Annotated in this window: 17 protein-coding genes; 10 read left to right on the forward strand and 7 right to left on the reverse strand. The window is 44.5% G+C overall.

Annotated features, from left to right (window positions below):
• Window positions 1-110: 110 nt before the first annotated feature.
• The 3 genes from E5672_RS09335 to tal all read right to left on the reverse strand — a co-directional run bounded on the left by E5672_RS09335 (window position 111) and on the right by tal (window position 3,273).
• A complete protein-coding gene (locus E5672_RS09335) occupies window positions 111-287 on the reverse strand; it encodes a DUF3545 family protein (RefSeq protein ID WP_012519516.1) in 177 nt (58 codons plus the stop codon).
• Window positions 288-648: 361 nt separating this feature from the next.
• Window positions 649-2,298 (reverse strand): glucose-6-phosphate isomerase, encoded by a 1,650-nt coding sequence (pgi, locus tag E5672_RS09340; protein WP_136781947.1) that lies wholly within the window; start codon window positions 2,296-2,298, stop codon window positions 649-651.
• A 15-nt stretch (window positions 2,299-2,313) separates the two neighbouring features.
• Window positions 2,314-3,273, reverse strand: a complete 960-nt coding sequence (tal, locus tag E5672_RS09345; RefSeq protein WP_136781948.1) for a transaldolase — start codon at window positions 3,271-3,273, stop codon at window positions 2,314-2,316.
• A 379-nt stretch (window positions 3,274-3,652) separates the two neighbouring features.
• Between tal and yaaA the strand changes: the two genes are divergently transcribed.
• Both yaaA and E5672_RS09360 read left to right on the forward strand, forming a co-directional pair.
• Window positions 3,653-4,429 carry a peroxide stress protein YaaA gene (gene yaaA, locus E5672_RS09355; protein WP_136781949.1) on the forward strand — a complete coding sequence of 259 codons (777 nt, stop codon included), beginning with the start codon at window positions 3,653-3,655 and terminating at the stop codon, window positions 4,427-4,429.
• 268 nt (window positions 4,430-4,697) lie between these two features.
• The gene (locus tag E5672_RS09360) at window positions 4,698-5,051 is read left to right on the forward strand and encodes an RNA recognition motif domain-containing protein (RefSeq protein WP_136781950.1); all 354 of its coding nucleotides are present in this window, start codon (window positions 4,698-4,700) and stop codon (window positions 5,049-5,051) included.
• A 60-nt stretch (window positions 5,052-5,111) separates the two neighbouring features.
• Here the strand turns inward: E5672_RS09360 and E5672_RS09365 are convergent, their stop codons facing one another.
• A complete protein-coding gene (locus E5672_RS09365) occupies window positions 5,112-6,371 on the reverse strand; it encodes an MFS transporter (protein ID WP_136781951.1) in 1,260 nt (419 codons plus the stop codon).
• Window positions 6,372-6,910: 539 nt separating this feature from the next.
• On the opposite strand from E5672_RS09365, the gene E5672_RS09370 reads away from it, so the two are divergent.
• The 3 genes from E5672_RS09370 to E5672_RS09380 are packed head-to-tail and all read left to right on the forward strand — an operon-like array spanning window position 6,911 to window position 8,500.
• Window positions 6,911-7,438, forward strand: coding sequence for a helix-turn-helix domain-containing protein (locus E5672_RS09370; RefSeq protein WP_136781952.1), 528 nt, complete (start codon window positions 6,911-6,913; stop codon window positions 7,436-7,438).
• The gene (locus E5672_RS09375) at window positions 7,435-8,157 is read left to right on the forward strand and encodes an AzlC family ABC transporter permease (protein WP_136781953.1); all 723 of its coding nucleotides are present in this window, start codon (window positions 7,435-7,437) and stop codon (window positions 8,155-8,157) included. The genes E5672_RS09370 and E5672_RS09375 overlap by 4 nt, the downstream gene beginning before the upstream one ends.
• Window positions 8,147-8,500, forward strand: a complete 354-nt coding sequence (locus E5672_RS09380) for an AzlD domain-containing protein (protein WP_136781954.1) — start codon at window positions 8,147-8,149, stop codon at window positions 8,498-8,500. The genes E5672_RS09375 and E5672_RS09380 overlap by 11 nt, the downstream gene beginning before the upstream one ends.
• A gap of 28 nt (window positions 8,501-8,528) precedes the next feature.
• Here the strand turns inward: E5672_RS09380 and msrA are convergent, their stop codons facing one another.
• Window positions 8,529-9,140, reverse strand: a complete 612-nt coding sequence (gene msrA, locus E5672_RS09385; RefSeq protein WP_136781955.1) for a peptide-methionine (S)-S-oxide reductase MsrA — start codon at window positions 9,138-9,140, stop codon at window positions 8,529-8,531.
• A 566-nt stretch (window positions 9,141-9,706) separates the two neighbouring features.
• Here msrA and E5672_RS09390 point away from each other — a divergent pair.
• The gene (locus E5672_RS09390) at window positions 9,707-10,141 is read left to right on the forward strand and encodes an OsmC family protein (protein ID WP_136781956.1); all 435 of its coding nucleotides are present in this window, start codon (window positions 9,707-9,709) and stop codon (window positions 10,139-10,141) included.
• Between the two features lie 146 nt (window positions 10,142-10,287).
• Here the strand turns inward: E5672_RS09390 and sodC are convergent, their stop codons facing one another.
• Complete coding sequence (gene sodC / locus E5672_RS09395; protein ID WP_136781957.1) at window positions 10,288-10,833, reverse strand: superoxide dismutase family protein; 546 nt, start codon at window positions 10,831-10,833, stop codon at window positions 10,288-10,290.
• Window positions 10,834-11,253: 420 nt separating this feature from the next.
• Between sodC and E5672_RS09400 the strand changes: the two genes are divergently transcribed.
• From E5672_RS09400 to E5672_RS09415, 4 genes are all read left to right on the forward strand, one after another.
• A complete protein-coding gene (locus tag E5672_RS09400) occupies window positions 11,254-11,895 on the forward strand; it encodes a glutathione S-transferase family protein (RefSeq protein WP_136781958.1) in 642 nt (213 codons plus the stop codon).
• A gap of 93 nt (window positions 11,896-11,988) precedes the next feature.
• A complete protein-coding gene (locus E5672_RS09405; RefSeq protein WP_136781959.1) occupies window positions 11,989-13,833 on the forward strand; it encodes a DUF885 domain-containing protein in 1,845 nt (614 codons plus the stop codon).
• Window positions 13,834-14,126: 293 nt separating this feature from the next.
• Window positions 14,127-14,462 (forward strand): VOC family protein, encoded by a 336-nt coding sequence (locus E5672_RS09410; protein ID WP_136781960.1) that lies wholly within the window; start codon window positions 14,127-14,129, stop codon window positions 14,460-14,462.
• 96 nt (window positions 14,463-14,558) lie between these two features.
• On the forward strand, window positions 14,559-15,719 hold the full coding sequence (locus E5672_RS09415) for a tetratricopeptide repeat protein (protein WP_136781961.1): 1,161 nt from the start codon (window positions 14,559-14,561) through the stop codon (window positions 15,717-15,719).
• A 42-nt stretch (window positions 15,720-15,761) separates the two neighbouring features.
• Here E5672_RS09415 and E5672_RS09420 read toward each other — a convergent pair whose 3' ends face one another.
• Window positions 15,762-17,852 (reverse strand): NADPH-dependent 2,4-dienoyl-CoA reductase, encoded by a 2,091-nt coding sequence (locus tag E5672_RS09420; protein WP_136781962.1) that lies wholly within the window; start codon window positions 17,850-17,852, stop codon window positions 15,762-15,764.
• Window positions 17,853-17,934 lie beyond the last annotated feature (82 nt).

Below are 17,934 nucleotides of genomic sequence, written 5' to 3' on the forward strand. Positions count from 1 at the left end.
TTCCTTAGCTATTACATAGAACCAGCAAAGAGACACCATGCTTGCATGGCGAAGCATTTACAGCACGCTAGAAAGTAAAAAGGCCGCCTGTATAACAGGCGGCCTTAGTTTTATCTTTCCAGTGTTTCTAGCTCGTACTCGAAACCACAGTCGAGTTCGGCAAGTTCTTTTTCTAATTTGTAGCGATCTTGTAGCGCTTCGATTTCTCTCCACTTACGTTTTTTACTTTTGGTTTTTGCTGGGCTTGCTTCGATGTCTAACATGGCAAATAGATCTGATTTATCCACTGGGATCTCCTTTTTATACCACTACAACTAATACAGAGTTTTTGTTTTTAATTCCCTCTGTACAATTTTGTATCACAGCCGCCACTAAAATAAAATAGTTTAATTTACCTTTTATTAACAAATTGTGACGATATGATGACAAGGGTAAGGAAAGCTCAGTGTGTTTAAAGCGTAAACAATAACTGTATGTATTTGATCCTATTTGTTTTATTAGTAATCAATTATACAGTGCTACGGATATCAAAAGTGTCTGTCGTATAGTCGATGAATACCGCAACAAAAAACGGCTAGCTTCCGAAAAAGCTAGCCGTTCAGTTTGTTATTTGCACCAAGTGGGTGATTTTAAATCACCTCGCATTCCTTATTTTGGTGCATTCGCTGCTCTGAATTTTGCAATCAATTGTTGTGTTGAAGCGTCGAAATTATCTTTGTCTGCTTCGCCTTGAATGCCTGCAAGTACTTGGTTTCCTAGTACTTTGCCTAACTCAACGCCCCATTGGTCGAATGAGTTAAGGTTCCAGATAACACCCTGAACGAATACCTTATGCTCATACATTGCAACCAACGCGCCAAGTGTTTTAGGTGTAAGGCTATCAAACAAGAAAGTATTGCTAGGCTTGTTACCCGGCATGGTTTTATGAGCCGCCAAGCGTTTGCGTTCAGCATCGTCTAGCCCTTTACCATCAAGGTCTGCATAACACTCTTCAAAAGTTTTACCCTGCATTAGCGCTTGGGTTTGACCAAAACAGTTAGACGCAAGCATGGCATGATGAGTGTCATCTTGATTAGGCACGTTAAGCGGTAGCATAAAGTCTGCTGGAATTACGGCAGAGCCTTGGTGAATAAGCTGGTGAAAGCTGTGCTGACCGTTTGTTCCTTCGCTACCCCAAATAATTGGACCAGTAGGATAATCTACGCTCTCACCTTCCTGCGTAACCTCTTTACCGTTACTTTCCATATCTAACTGCTGTACGTAAGCAGGTAAACCGCGAAGGTAGTGGTAGTAAGGCAGCAACACATGAGACTGTGCATCAAAGAAGTTTCTGTACCATACGCCTAATAGCGCAAGCAATACAGGCATGTTTTCTTCTAGCGGTGCAGTGGTGAAATGGGTATCCATATCAAACGCACCTTCAAGCAAGCCTTTGAAGTTTTCAAACCCAAGGGCAAGCGAGATAGGTAAGCCGATAGCTGACCACAGCGAGTAACGACCGCCTACCCAATCCCACATAGGGAAAATGTTATCGGCGCTAATACCAAACTCGGTGGCAGCCTTAACATTCGAAGACACGGCTACAAAGTGTTTAGCAATATCTTCTTGAGTACCGCCAGACTTTAAGAACCAGTCTTTAGCCGTGAGTGTATTTTGAAGTGTTTCTTGGGTTGAGAATGATTTTGATGACATGACCACCAGGGTCTCTTCAAAATCAATGCTAGATAGCACATCGTGAATGTGGCAACCGTCAACATTGGCAACAAAGTGAACCTTCACAGCATCAACAGTATGCGGCTTAAGTGCCTCTGTCATGATTTTAGGGCCGAGGAATGAACCGCCAATGCCGATTGCTACAATGTGCTTAATTGGTTTGCCGGTATAACCTTTGTGTTCACCGCTGTGAACCGATGCAGTAAACGCTTCAATTTTTGAAAGCGTAGCATGCACTTCAGGCATGACATCTTCGCCATCTACCATCACTTTACGGTCAGAGAAGTTACGAAGCGCGGTGTGAAGCACAGCGCGACCTTCTGTTGAGTTAATTTGCTCACCAGAGAACATCGCGTCGCGAAGGGTTTCTAGTTTGCACGCTCGTGCAAGGTCGAAAAGCCCTTTAAGCGCGTCTTCATTTACACGGTTTTTCGAGTAATCAAGAAAAATACCGCAGGCTTCAAGCTGCATTTTGTCTGCGCGACTTGCATCTTGTGCAAACCAATCGCGCATGTGTGCATTTTTTACCGTTGAAGCAATCTCAGACAGCTTTTTCCATTCAGGAAGAGAAGTTAAAACAGTCATTGTTAAATTAGTCCCTTACGCGCTTAGCTTTTCGCGAAGCATGGTTTCAAGTTTTTCTTGATCAGCAGCGAAGTTACGAATGCCTTCAGAAAGCTTTTCAGTTGCCATAGCATCTTCGTTCATAGCCCAACGGAATTCGCCTTCGGTTAAGCGATCACCTGGTGTTTTTGTAGCGCCGTTGTCTTTAAGCTTAACTTCCAGCTCACCCGGCTCATTGGCCAGTTCTTCTAACAGAGCTGGGCTAATAGTTAGACGATCACAACCTGACAACGCTTGAATTTCACCAATGTTGCGGAAGCTTGCGCCCATCACCACGGTTTTGTAGCCGTGCTCTTTGTAGTAGTTGTAGATTTTAGTTACAGATACTACGCCTGGATCTTCGTCTGGCGCGTATGACTCAGTACCAGTCGCTTTTTTGTACCAGTCTAGAATACGGCCTACAAATGGAGAGATAAGATAAACACCGGCTTCTGCACATGCTTGTGCTTGGGCAAAGCTAAATAAAAGCGTTAAGTTACACTGAATGCCTTTCTTCTCTAGTTCCTCTGCCGCTTGGATACCTTCCCAAGTAGACGCAATTTTAATAAGAATACGTGACTTATCGATACCAGCGTCTTCATATAGCTGAACCAAACGCTCCGCTTTTTCGATAGTAGCGGCAGTGTCAAACGACAGGCGCGCGTCTACTTCAGTTGAAATTCGGCCAGGAATAGTGGCAGAGATTTCTTTACCAATGGCTACTGCTAGTTTGTCTGCGGCATCGGTAAGCTGTTGGTCAGCGTCGTTTGACTGAAGTTTTGCCCAGGCAACAGCATCATCAATTAGGCTTGCATACTGAGGAAGACCAGCCGCTTTTAAAAGTAGCGACGGGTTAGTTGTGGCATCGACTGGCTGATACTTTTTGATGGCATCGATGTCGCCCGTGTCGGCAACAACGGTAGTGATATCACGTAATGAAGCTAACTGATTGCTCATAATTCTCTCTGTTCTTTATCAAAATAAATTTGGACAACTCGCTGGAAAAGCCAGTTGAATAAAACGGTTCGCTTGCGCTTATGTAGGGTTTCGCGCTCGCGTTCTCAATACACAGTCCTGACTTCTTAAGAAATAGTACCGGTTACATGCAGCGCTTTGGTAATTGAGGTGCGTATACGATGGACGCAACTCAATTAGTATTTGAATAATTATTTGTAACGTTATTTATATCAAACCCGTGTGACAATTCATATATCGAATAGTGACAAATTAGCTAATCGGATTTCTCGGTTAAGCCAATTTGCGTCTTTCTAATGCCATTTTGCTTTTTAGTGCGTATCAGGTGGTACAATACAAGCGTAAAAATTAAGGAGTCGAAATGTTAGTTGTAGTATCCCCAGCAAAAAACCTAGATTTTGAAAGCGAAATCCCAGTGAGCCAGTTTAGTCAGCCTGCCATGCTTGATGACACTGAACGTTTAATGGAAGTTTGCCGCACTCTATCGCCGGCTGACCTATCATCACTGATGAAAATAAGCGACAAGTTAGCAACGTTGAACGCTAACCGCTTTGCTGAGTTTTCTACCCCCTTCACGCCTGACAATGCCCGTCAAGCAATGTATGCGTTTAATGGCGACGTTTACACTGGGTTAGATGCATACTCGCTAGGGAGCGATACCGTAGAATATGCACAGAAACATCTTCGTATTCTTTCTGGTCTATACGGACTGCTTCGTCCTTTAGACTTGATGCAGGCCTATCGTCTAGAAATGGGCACCAAGCTAGCAAACCCCGAAGGTAAAGACTTGTATGCGTTTTGGGGAGATCGCATTACTTATGTACTCAACAAAGCACTAGAAGAGCAGGGGGATAATGTGCTGATCAACCTTGCTTCGAACGAGTACTTCAAAGCGGTAAAGAAGAAGTCTTTAGACGGCATGATTATTACGCCAACCTTTAAAGACTGCAAAAACGGTCACTATAAAATTATCAGTTTCTTTGCGAAGAAAGCCCGTGGTTTGATGGCGCGTTATATTCTTGAAAACCGAGTAGAAGATGTGGAAGGTTTAAAAAACTTCGACGTAGACGGTTATGCGTTCAGCGAAGAACAAAGCTCATCAACTGAATTAGTATTTTTACGCAATCAAGAAAGTTAATACCTTTATCAATTGATAATTGAACAGTACTGAACAGCTTCGTTCAGTACCTAAAGAAACGCATTCGCTCCAGCTATATAGCCATCGAAGTCGTGCGATGGCTATATTTACTTTTAGGTTAACGTTCCCACCTAAAAAAATGTGATTCGAATTCTTTCATTCCCTAAAGAAGTATAAATAGCAAAACCTTGGCAAGATTAGCTATCATACTCACTGCTGCATGCTACACTGACCGCATTACCAATTATTCACAAAGTAGGGCTAAACCTTGAGCATATTAGTTCGCAATTTACCTAAAACATTTACTCAGGAAAATCTTGAAGACTTGTTTTTTGAGTTTGGCACGATAGCGTCGTGCGATTTGGTGATGGATGAGGCTTCAGGGTTATCTAAAGGCTTTGGCTTTGTAGAAATGAGCACACAGAAAGAAACCGATAAAGCCATTGAAAAACTTAACGCCAAAGTTATAGACGGTAAGAAAATTCGTGTTAAGTGGTCAAATCAAGAGAAAAAGCAGGCTGAAGCGATAGCCAGTGCGCCAGCGCCTAAAAGAGACATTCCTGAAGATGTGTGGGGAAGTGCTTCTCGCAATAGTTCTGAGCGTGAAAACGACGACGAGTAATACCGAGGTAATGTCATTAACTAGCGCTGACAACAAAGGTTATCAGCGCTAGACGCTCATTTAACCAGATACGGTTGCTGTTTTAATTTGAGTATTGCGAGCAGTCATAACAATAGCTATCCATACCAATACACCTCCGCCGGCCAGCGCTAAGCCAACCCAACCCGTCGATGTATAGCCGTAACCTGCTGACAGTGTCATTCCAGCCAACCAGGGGCCAAGCGCGTTAGCCGTGTTGAATGCTGCATGATTCATGGCGCCAGCCAAAGTCTGAGCTTCGCCAGCAACGTCCATTAAACGCGTTTGAAGTGGCACTACCATACCTCCACCGATACCGATGAAAAACAGTGAGGCAGCCATTAGATACGGATTGCCCATAGACGCGGCGTAAGCTGCAGCTGAAAGGCCTAGTAAAACCTGAAACGTAATCGCTGAAGTCAGCAGCCTGCCTTCAGAATAGCGGCCTGCAATAACATTGCCCAAGGTTACGCCTATGCCATAGATAAGCAATGTGGCCGATATTCCCCACTCAGGCGAAGACGTAGTATTAAGGTACGAGGCACTAAAGTAAGAGTACACCGAGAACATGCCTCCAAAGCCAATTGCGCCCATGAGTAATACAAGCAGTACGTCTTTATTTTTCAGAGCGTTAAGTTCAGTTAGTGGCTTGGCATCTGGATTTGGTCCGCGGTACGGTGCAGTTTTCCACACCATAAGTGCAGTCACTAACGCAAAAGCTGAAATAATAAAAAAGCCAGTTCGCCATCCAAACATTTGCCCGATACCGCTAATTGAGGGCACACCAATAATATTGGCAATAGCCAAGCCTAAAATGACGTTGCTGACCGCTTGCGCCCGTTTATTCTTTCCGGCAATGTCTGCAGCAAAGAGCATGGCAATGCCGAAGTAAGCGCCGTGAGGAAGGCCTGCAATAAATCGAGCTATATTCATGGTCCATTCTGACCATGCTAATGCGGTTAAAAGGTTGCCACCGGCATAAAAGATCATCATTGAAATAAGCATGGTGCGTCGGGCAAGTCTGGAAAAAAAGATAGTGATTAGCGGCGCGCCCACTACAACACCAATGGCGTAGGCGCTTATCGCATGACCTGCAACATTTTCAGTAATGCCAAAATCTTCCGCAAAATAGGGCAATAAACCCATTGCTGCGAATTCGCTGCAACCAATAACAAAGGTTCCGAAAGCGAGCCAAAATGTAATAGTGGCCAGTGAGTATTCACCCACCGCTGATGTTTGTTCTGAGCAAGCCTTCTTGGACGAGGCTTGGTCAGAAAAAATCTTTTCAGTTTTATTCGTCATAAACGTCCTTCTGTTCTTTAAACTTAACCAATCTGTTGCTTGGTGCCTGCTTTAGCTAAAGCGCTTTGGTTAAATACAAAAACCGGCCAAACGAAATGTTTGCCGGTTTTCAATTGTCAGACACTATTGATCGGGGATATTTAGCAACGATCAACAAGTCACATGCTTTGATTTTACACGCTCATTTAATATCAAAGATCGTAGCACTGTCCGGTCACTAAGTAACGGTAACTGATAAGGTTTCTTAACCAATTCAACGATTTAAATGTAGTGCCTTTGTTAATGGAATTCATCGCGCGTCATTCATAGGAAATCGTACGAGTGACCGAAGAAAGCAAATGTGCCTGTTTTTTATACACAAATAAACTTGGCCTTTCAGTTTATTACTCTGACACACATTAACATTTGCCTAAGTATGCCAACAATGGCGGTTTCATAATGCCACCTCTATTTCCTGGTTAACGAACAAATTTCTTGACTTCAAAGTGTTCTATATATAGAACGTTCTCTAAATGGAACAATTTTTATGTCGGTATTGTGTGAATCAATCAACGCTCAACGTCCTCGGTAGGCATTTGCAGAAGCTCAGGCAAGACAAAGGTGTTTCGCTGTCGCAATTAGCAGCGGGGGCAGGTATCGCTAAATCTAACCTTTCCAGATTAGAGCAGGGCAATGGCAACCCGACGCTAGACACCATTTGGCGGTTAGCTAAGCAGCTAGACGTTCCATTCGGTCAGCTTGTACAGCCTCTTAGCGCGAGCGTTGGTGAGAAGGGGGTTGAAGTACGTTTAATTGACCAGGGGCAAGGTGTACCCAACGTCGATGCTTATTGGATGTCGGTTGCACCCAATACTTTTCGAGAGGCAGAAGCTCACGCTACTGGAACAGAAGAAACCATTACCGTTGTTAGCGGCTCTCTAGAAGCTGGGAATAGTGGAAACACTCAATGGCTGCATCCGGGCCAAAGCTTAACATTTAGTGCCGATTTGCCTCATGTCTATAAAACGCTAGATGAGTGGGCGACATGTCTTATTACAATTGTGTATCACAAAGAGGCAAAGGAATGAGTCAAGGTTCATCAAAAAGCGGACTTAAGCAGGGGGTTATTGACGGTTTACCTTTGCTAGGTGGCTATATTCCCGTAGCTATCTCATTTGGCGTGATTGCAGTTCAAGCCGGTTTTTCCACACTAGAAGCCACGCTTATTTCCGTGTTCATCTACGCAGGCGCATCGCAGTTTCTTTTAGTTGCCATGGTGGCTTCAGGTGCGCCACTTTGGTTAGCGGTTTGTATGACGTTACTCGTTAATGTTCGTCATGTGGTTTATGCGCCAAACTTGGTGCCTTATCTGCCGCAAAGTAAGGCTTGGCCCTATTTAATGCATGGTCTTACTGACCAGATTTTTGCGTTAGCCCATACTCGATTACCGCTAATGGAAGACGCTAAAAAGGTAGATTGGTTTAAAGGTGTATCTATGGTGGCATGGCTTAGTTGGATAGCAGGAACGGCACTTGGCGGTATCGCAGGAGATTCCCTTACTCAACATTGGCCAATATTAGACAGCGTGATGCCCTTCGCTTTGCCTGCGCTTTTCCTTGTGTTATTAGCACCAAAATTCTCAAGTAAACTGTGGAGCGCTACCTTGCTTGTTACTATGACGGCGGCCCTCTTTTTAGCTCTCAGCACGTTTAAAAACGCTGCAATACCATTGGCTGCACTATGCGGTGCGATAACCTTCTACCTTCTTACCTTGCGCGTTGAAAGGAAGCAATCTCATGCACGTTGATATCTGGATAGCCATTGTTGTTGCAGCCATTGGGACATACGCATTGCGCGTAGGTCCGTTGCTGTGGACTCAGCGTCACTTTAAAAAACATAAGGCTAATAACACCGAAGCGCGCTTGCCTACGTGGTTAAGCGTGTTGGGGCCGCTGATGATTGCCGCTATGCTAGGGGCATCACTTATTCCAAAAGCGCCGTCAACGGCGAGTTGGATTGCAACCGCGATAGGCACTGTTGTCACTGTGCTTGTTTGGCGCAAATACAAAAGCTTAGGGCTACCAGTATTGTGTGGCGTTCTTTCTTTTGGTATGGCTTTTGGTATAGTTCGTGGTATCGCTTTGGTTTAGCGCTGGGCGTAGATGTTGAGTTGCTGGGCTACGACTTATTCTTACCCGGGGCTTTCTCACCCCAAACTTCTTCCAAGCGCTGGTCACGGCCGCAGTTCCATCGGTAGAACTTATAACGTACGGGGCTTTTTTTATAAAAATCCTGGTGACCAATTTCATCGCCCTTAATCGGGTAAAAGGTAGAAGCATCGAGTATGGGCGTTACTACCTTTTGATTGGGAAACTGGGCTACTACGTCAGCTTTTGTTTTTTCGGCTATAGCACGCTCTTTTTCGTTTGCTACAAAGATAGCGCTTAAGTAGCTGGGTCCTTTATCACAGAACTGACCCTCGCTGTCGAAAGGGTCAATGTTCACCCAAAAATGATCAAGAATATCTTCATAAGACAGCATATCGCCGTTGTAAGTGATCTTTACCGCCTCGTAGTGCCCTTTGTGGTTGCCATTGTACGTCGGATTTGGGGTGTTCCCGCCGGTAAATCCCGACACTACATCAGTAACCCCTTCTAACTTTTCAAAATCAGACTCCATGCACCAAAAGCAGCCCCCAGCTAAAATAGCTTCGTCGGCGTTTGTCGTTGGAGTAAATATCGAAGCACTTATCGTTGCGCCGAAAAATACAGCGGTGATTGTTGATTTCATCATTTACCTTTACGTCTTGACTGAGCAATATTGCAGTGCGTTATGACTGCGCTTTCTTTCCGCGCGCTTTTATTTAAAAGTGCGGCTAGGTCAGTGAACCTATACGAGTGTTAGATAAAGAACGGTTTAGACCGCAATTAATTTCATAGCTGCCTGAAGTTCTCTGTTTAGGTGTTGAGAAAAGAGGGCTAGCCGTGGTCAGCGGCCAGCTATATCGGCCTGAGTATAAAATCTTAGATACCGAAAAAGATAAAAAGAAAGTAAGTAAAATTTTCATCACACCCTGTAGCCTACTGTCATTGATATTACAGCCACCTGTTTTTGAATTAGTAAAATCACGCTATAGAGCCCCATGACAGGGGGCAGAGCAAAAGTATTCCTATCGGCAGAGCACTTGCATTACGTTAATCACACGTGGGTCTAGGTAAGCGGCAATACGTGATTCAATCTGTGTGACAGGTTGGTTTTGCACACATTATTTGCTTCACATAGCCGGTTATCCCTGTAACGACCTAAAAAAAGCGCTTGGCGCTTATTCAATTTAGTAGAAAAGTAAGGAAGGAAACATGTCTATAGTCAAATCAGGTAGTGCAGCATATAAACCTTTAGGTAAAAAAGGAAAGGGCAGTATTTCTACAGAAACAGGGGCTTTATCTAACCAGCCTTATGGGTTCAATACGCGGTTTGAAGATGGTAAAGGGACTAACCCAGAAGAGTTGATTGGTGCTGCGCATGCGAGTTGCTTTACCATGGCACTTTCTTTTGCGCTTTCAGACGCGGGGTATGATGACGGCGAGTTAAATACTACTGCAAAAATCAGTTTAGAGAAAAGCGATGACGGCTTTGAAATTACGCAGTCAGCACTAAGCCTTGATGCAGAAATTGACGGAATTACTGAAGACGAGTTTGAGAAAATTGCACAGGAAGCAAAAGAAAACTGTCCGGTATCTCAACTTCTTAATGCCAATATCACATTGGAATACCGATTGAACAAGGCCTAACAAGTATTGCTAGTCTTTATGAACAGAACCGTCGTTTTGTTAAGTGAGAGCAGGCAAATTGTTTTAATCAAGTGATGCATAAAAAAGCGGCTTTGAAGCCGCTTTTTCGTATAAGTCGTTTTTGTATAAGATGAAATAGCGTTAGTTTATTTCCCAATTACGCCACAAGCTACGCGGTCGCCACCACCACCTAGCTTTTTAGGTGAATCAGAATAATTGTCGCCACCTGCGTGAATCATTAAGGCGCGGCCTTCAATATCATCTAGTTCAAGCTCTGGTGCAAAGATAGGCTGGGTTGCCTTTCCATTTTCTTCTACATAAAGCACTGGTAAATCGCCTTCGTGGCCCTTTTCAGACCAAGGCGCACGGTGTTTACCGGTATCTTCTGGGTCAAAATGGCCTCCTGCGGCCCCACCTAACACCTTTTTTCCATCTTTCATTGAGGGTGAACAATCACCATTTTGATGAACATGAAAACCATGGGCACCTGGCGTTAACCCCGACAAGTTAGGCGTAAATACTACACCGTCATCGTCGTAGCTGCTCACCATTACCGAGCCCATGCTCATACCTGTCTCTAGGTTATTCATTATCACTTCTTTTCCATCGTTTTCATGATGGCCGGCGAAACTGCTCGCACTTAACATTAATGTTAGCGAGCCTGCTATAGTAGATAATAAACGTTTTTTCATCGTGTTCTCCTTCACTCATTTGTTAACCCATTTGTTAAAAGCTATAAAGTTAGATGAGCATAAAGCGAACCAGTGTGGCGAATAACCCAGGGTTGGTGCGCAATACTAAGTAGATTAGGGCTTTGAAGCTACAATCGAGTCGGGTGTAAGCGGTTAGCTACTGGGATTTACTGAAATGCTTATAATGGCTACGTGAAAAAGTTACTGACCTCTACATTCTCTTTTTCGTATTCTTCCCCTTTTTAATTCGTCTATTTGCAGCTTCTCGGTATGCTGTTTTTCCACAGGTAACCTCACCTTATTTTACTGGCCCTGTCCTACAGAAGTTACAGTGTTAAAACTCAGTAACAATATGGCAGTAGCACTTTTTTCCTATTCGACTTACAGTTAGCACCAATTAGGCTATCAAAGGACATAGGCATGTATACACTTTATGGTTACCCGAAAACCCGCTCGGTGCGCGTGGCATGGGCATTGGAAGAGCTAGGTTTACCTTTTGACTTCAATTTAGTTGACTTAAAACAAGGGCAACATCTATCAGAAGAATACAAAGCCATTAGTCCAGCATCGAAAATTCCAGCCCTAGCGACACCCGAAGGTACCTTGACCGAGTCAGCCGCTATTGTCACTTTTTTAGCTGAACGTCATGGCATGCATGAATTCATTCCAGAGCCAGGTAGTTTTGAGCGTGCCAAATATGAAGAAATGATGTTGTTTCTTACTAATGAGTTAGAGCAACCCATTTGGAATTTGGCAAAGCACACTTTCGCACTGCCTAAAGAGCAAAGACTTGAACAAATGCGTGACGTGGCGGTATGGGAATTTAAGCGCGTACTGCCGGTATTTTCTTCTATGCTGGGCGATAAAGAATTTGTATGCGGCACCATGTTTACTATGGCCGACATAATAGCAGGTCATATTTTGGCGTGGGCAAAAGGCAGCAAGCTTGATATTACGCTAGACGGTAAAATAGACAACGTAGCCGCTTATGCGCAGCGTATATTGGGCCGTGAGGCGTATGAGAGAGCGTGGCGAAAAGAGATGGCTAATTTACCAGAGTAAATCGTGCTACTAGCAAGAAAAAAAATACATAACGACAGCGCTGTTTTTGCGAAATTTAAGCAAAAACAGCGACGAAATAACAAGGTAAGAAAAATGAAAGCATTTAAAACACTACTTGTTAGTAGTGCAGTAACCATGGCACTGGGCCTTAGCTCGGCGGTGGCACATGAACACAGTAACGCAAATGTGCAGAGTTCATCAAAAAGTACTTCAGTGTCAAAGGAAGCATCTGAGCACGATAAACTTTTTGCGTTATTTGCAGCCGCTGACCAGCGTGATATTGAGCTAAACCCAATTATGGCCATTTTTCGCGGCGATATGCGTTATGCAGACAGAATGGGCGACTTCTTGACTGACTCTCATGCTTTAGCGGGAAAAACAGCGACTTTGCTGAATTTGTCAGAGCTTAAACACATTGACCGCAGTAAGTTAAGCGATACCGATAAACTTGCTTACGACGTATTTAAATATAACGAAGAGCGCTCGCTTAAAATGTCCACCGACGAGATTGAAGCGCTAACGGAAGTACGTCCTATTAATCACTTCAGTGGGTTCCACACCTTCTACCCGACCTTTGCGAGCGGGAAGGGGGCAGCGCCATTTAAAACAGTAGAAGATTACGATAATAACTTATCTCGCCATAAGGATTACATTGCTATTTCTGACCGCGCTATTGGAAAGTTCCGCGAGGGCATGGAAAGCGGTGTTCTTGAAACTAAGCTGACTATCGATCGCGTGATCAAGCAGTTCGATACTCAGCTGGCTATCCCAATTAAAGAGTCACAGTTTTGGGGGCCAATTACCATGTTCCCCGAAAGTTTCTCTGACGAAGAAAAGGCCCGTTTAACCGCTGACTACGAGAAAGCGACGCAAGAGATTTACGATGCAACCACGCGAATGCGCGATTTCCTTCGCGACGAGTATCTGCCTGTTGCCCGTGAAAGCATTGGCCTTAGCGATATGAAAGGTGGCGCAAAGCTCTATCAATTGATGGTGGAAGGTTCAACCACACTGCCGATGACGCCTGATGAACTTCATAATCTTGGTTTAAAAGAAGTTGAGCGTGTCAAAAATGACATGCTTGAAATTAAGGACGAAGTGAAGTTTGAAGGGACGTTAAACGAGTTCTTTGACTATGTACGCACCGATCCTAAGTTCAAGCCTGAAAGCCGTGAGGCGCTAACGCAGAGCTATTATGATATTGGCCGTGAAGTTGATGAGAAAATTGATCAGTACTTCTCACTATTGCCAAAGTCTGAGTTAGAAATAAAACCTTACGACCCTGCTATCGAGCAATTCAGTGCGGGTGGCTCATATCAGCCGGGCACGCCAGACGGATCTCGTCCTGGTACTTTCTACTTTAACGCTTACGATTTACCTAGTCGTCTAACCACGGGCAACGTTACCTTGTACCTGCACGAAGGCGCTCCAGGTCACCATTTCCAAGTGAGTTTAGCGCAAGAAAATGAAGGGCTACCGTCGTTTATGCGCTTTAGTTTCCTACCCGCCTTCGGAGAAGGTTGGGCGCTGTATTCTGAAACGCTGGGTTATGAAATGGGGTTCTTTGACGATCCGTGGAATCGTTATGGCACACTTCAAGATGAACAGCTACGCGCCATGCGTTTAGTGGTAGATACGGGGATTCACGCCAAAGGCTGGACCAGAGAACAAGCCATCGACTTTATGCTTGATAACTCAGGTATGACCCGTACGGAAGTTGTAGCCGAGGTAGAGCGTTATATTGCGATCCCGTCGCAAGCTTTATCTTACAAAGTCGGCGCGCTTAAAATTCAAGAACTGCGCGCACGCGCAGAAAAGGCATTAGGTGATGATTTCGACATCCGTGAGTTCCACGCGCAAGTGTTAAATACGGGCGGCATTCCTCTTGCTATTCTTGAGCAGAAAATTGACCGCTGGATTGCTAGCCAAAAGAGTTAAGGGTTAAAGTCTTGGCTTAAACTTTTTAAACCGCAATCAACGATAAGTTAAGCACGGCAAAAAGCTGATATATAAAACAAAGCCAGTAATGTTCGTCATTACTGGCTTTTTTATTTTTGCGACCAATAGCAGTGATATTGTTTAATAGCTTCACTAGAGTAGTGATACCAATCCGCATAGATTATTACCCACGCAGCGGGATTTAAAATGTTCGTAATCGCGGCGTGTTACCGCAATTATCTATGGGGATTGGTAAGAGTGAGCAATTTTTGAAGATTATCAGGGAGCATGAAGTGGAGTTAGGATTATTTTCGTTAAGTTTAGCGGTAAAAGATATCAGTAAGTCAAAAGCGTTTTACGAAGCCTTGGGCTTCGCAGCTATGCCTTCCTGTGGGTCGGTGGAAGACAAATGGCTAATGATGAAAAATGGCACCACTATGATTGGCTTATTTGAAGGAATGTTTGAAGACAATATTATGACATTTAACCCCAGCGATGTTAGAGCACTTCAGGCGAGTTTAGTTGAGCAAGGGATCGCATTGGACGTGCCTGTGAAAGGAGACAGCGGCCCAGGGCACCTGATCGTAAAAGACCCCGACGGCAACGCTATCATGTTCGATCAGTTTTAATACAAAAAGTCCCTTCTAATCGCGATTGGTGTCTTACTTGTAAAGCGCTTTTTGAACAATTACTCTTAAATAGAGGGAAAGTCAGAAAGGGAAAGCATGTTGAATACAAAACTGTTATTTATAGTTGTGGCACTGATGACAACCGCTGCGTGCCAGAGTACTAAGACCAGCAATGTTCAGGGTAAAAGTGAGTTAGCACCTTTCAACTGGCAGATTAGCGAATTCGCATTGGTCGATGTGGAAGAGCCAGAGGCGCTCTTTGCATTATCCGAGCGGCAAAAGCAGCACTTTCTCTCTTATTATAATTCGCCCACAAAAGCACACGTATCGCCTAATTTTCGTCTCGCTTATTATCTAGATAATTTAGTCTCGAACTTCAGTTACGCTGGCGATACGCTAAAAGCACAAGATGTTCTGAACAAGCGTTACGGAAACTGCATGTCGCTTGCTTTACTTACTACAGCGCTTGCCAAGCTGGTTAACCTTGATGTGATTTATCAACAAGTCCATACCCCACCACTGTATCGACGGTTTGGAAAAACGCTCACTACGTCAACTCATGTTAGAAGCATTATTCTAGGGCCTGAACCTGAAAAAACAGGCGACAGCATTGTTTTCAGGGGAAGAGCGATCATCGATTATTTTCCATCAAGCCGCAACGACCGGGGAGTTTATATCTCCGAGGCTGACTTTATCTCAATGTATTACCAAAACATGGCTGCTAAAGCGATGAGTGATAATCCTGATTTAGCCTACAGTTATTTGTATCGCGCAATGCAGTTAAACACTGCGAATGCCTCCACACTTAACTCTCTCGCTGTACTTTACCGCTCTAACGGCTATGAAGAAGAGGCTCGAAGACTATATGAATTCGCAATTGAAAATCATATTCAATCGGTTCATACGCTATCAAATTTTGCAGTGCTACTTAAGAAAATAGGCGACGTAGAAACCTTATCGCGTATTGGGGATATGTATTTAAAGACAGACGATGACAACCCCTATCGATGGATAGATTTAGGCAATGCATTCTTAGCTAAAGGTAAGCTTTCAGAGGCAGAAATGTTTTTCAATAAAGCCATCGCTACAGGACCTTATTTGGGGGAGAGTTACTCGGCTATGGCTAAAACTTACTTTTTACAGGGCGAGGTGATCAAAGCTGAAAGTATGATGGAAAAAGCGCTCTCTCTTTCACTGCCTTCACAGAACAGAGCGCTTTACACCGCCAAGCTACAGGCTATTCAAAATAGCCAATAACATAGCCAATAACGAATGAGTTTCTAAGAGCTGGCTGCGCGCTTAAATTCGCGCAGCCAGTTCAGCGCCCTGACGAATAGCTCGCTTAGCGTCGAGTTCAGCCGCTACATCAGCACCACCGATAATGTGTACGCTAAATCCTGCTTCTTCTAGAGGTTGCTGTAAAGGCTTAAATGGCTCTTGGCCTGCACATACAATAACGTTATCGACAGGCAATACTTTTGGTGTGTCGTTGATCAGTACGTGAAGGCCTTCATCGTCTACTTTCTCGTAGCTCACACCATTTATCATTTGAACATTGTGGTGTTTCAATGATTGCCTGTGGATCCAGCCCGTTGTTTTGCCTAGCCCTTTGCCCACTTTAGAGGTTTTACGTTGAAGTAGATACACTTCGCGATCAGAAGGCTCAATGGCTTTCTCTTTTAGTGCACCCGGTGCTGCGTAGTCTTTATCTATTCCCCAATGCGCCAGCCATTTTTCTTTATCTTTGGCTAAATGTTCGTGTTCTACTAAGAATTCTGCAACATCAAAACCAATGCCGCCAGCGCCAACAATAGCCACCTTCTTGCCTACTGGCTTGTGGTCGCGCAAGACATCTAGATAACTCATCACTTTAGGGTGGTTGTGGCCTTCAATAGTCAGTTTGCGAGGGTTAATACCGGTGGCAAGCACCACGTCATCAAATCCCCCATCGACAAGACTCTTTGCGTTCACTTCGGTATTAAGGTGAATCGTAACGCCCACACGAGCTAACTGATTGTCAAAGTAGCGTAGGGTTTCATAAAACTCCTCTTTACCTGGCACTTGCTTCGCGTAATTAAACTGACCACCAATTTCGCTTGCTTTATCAAATAAATGCACTTCGTGACCGCGCTCTGCGGCATACATGGAAAACGCCAAACCCGCAGGTCCTGCACCTACTACCGCTAGTTTTTTCTTATTTTGCGTAGGCGGGAAGGTAAGTTCGGTTTCATAGCACGCTTGTGGGTTCACCAAGCAACTTGCGCGTTTTTGTTCAAACGCATGGTCTAGGCAGGCCTGATTACACGCAATACAAGTGTTGATTAACTTAGATTCATTGCGCATGGCCTTGGCTACAAAATGAGCGTCAGCTAGGAAAGGTCGCGCCATCGACACCATATCAGCATGGCCTTGTGCGAGTACCGACTCTGCAATTTCAGGCGTATTGATACGGTTAGTGGTAATAAGAGGAATAGACACCTCTTTTTTCATGCGTTCGGTTATCCAGGTAAACGCCGCGCGAGGTACAGATGTGGAGATAGTAGGTACCCTTGCTTCGTGCCATCCAATGCCGGTATTAATTAGCGTAGCGCCTGCTTTTTCAATTTCTTTGGCTAAATATACAACCTCGTCCCACTTAGCGCCGCCTTCGACTAAATCCAGCATAGACAGGCGATAAATAATGATGAAGTTAGTGCCCACTTTCTCGCGTACACCTTTTATTATCTCTATCGCTAGGCGAGCGCGGTTTTCTAAGCTGCCACCCCATTCATCATTTCGATGATTGGTGCGCTCACAGAAAAACTGATTTATGAGGTAGCCTTCCGAACCCATAATCTCCACGCCGTCATACCCCGCCTTCTGAGCTAGGCTGGCGCATTTAACATAGTCTTTAATTGTGCTTCTTACACCGCGTGAGGACAGTTCGCGAGGTTTAAAAGGGGTAATAGGCGACTTCATCGGTGAAGCAGAAACAGCAAGTGGGTGATAACCATAGCGGCCCGAATGCAGTATTTGCATACAAATTTTGCCGTCTTCTTTATGCACGGCGTCAGTAATAACACGGTGCTTTTTCGCGTGACGAGAACGGGTCATTCTGCCCGCAAAGGGCGCAACCCAGCCTGAAATGTTAGGGCTAATGCCACCCGTTACGATAAGCCCCGCGCCGCCTTTCGCTCGCTCAGCATAAAATGCAGCAAGTTTGTCAAAACCGCCTTTTTCTTCTTCCAGGCCTAAATGCATTGAACCCATTAGGGTGCGGTTGCGAAGTGTGGTAAAGCCCAAATCTAATGGGGCTAAAAGGTTAGGGAAAAAAGCTGTCGGTTGTTCTGAGTTATTCGCAGACGGTGGTGTAGCTGTTTGAGATACAGTCTGAGGTGAGGGCGTATTCATAGTTATTCTCTGTATTATTTGCTTTGTAGGCAGTTAGCGCTTAGTTCATAACGGTAGCTAGTTAAAGCTTACGCTAGACTGT

It is taken from the genome of Alteromonas portus (assembly GCF_005117025.1).
Lineage (GTDB): Bacteria > Pseudomonadota > Gammaproteobacteria > Enterobacterales > Alteromonadaceae > Alteromonas > Alteromonas portus.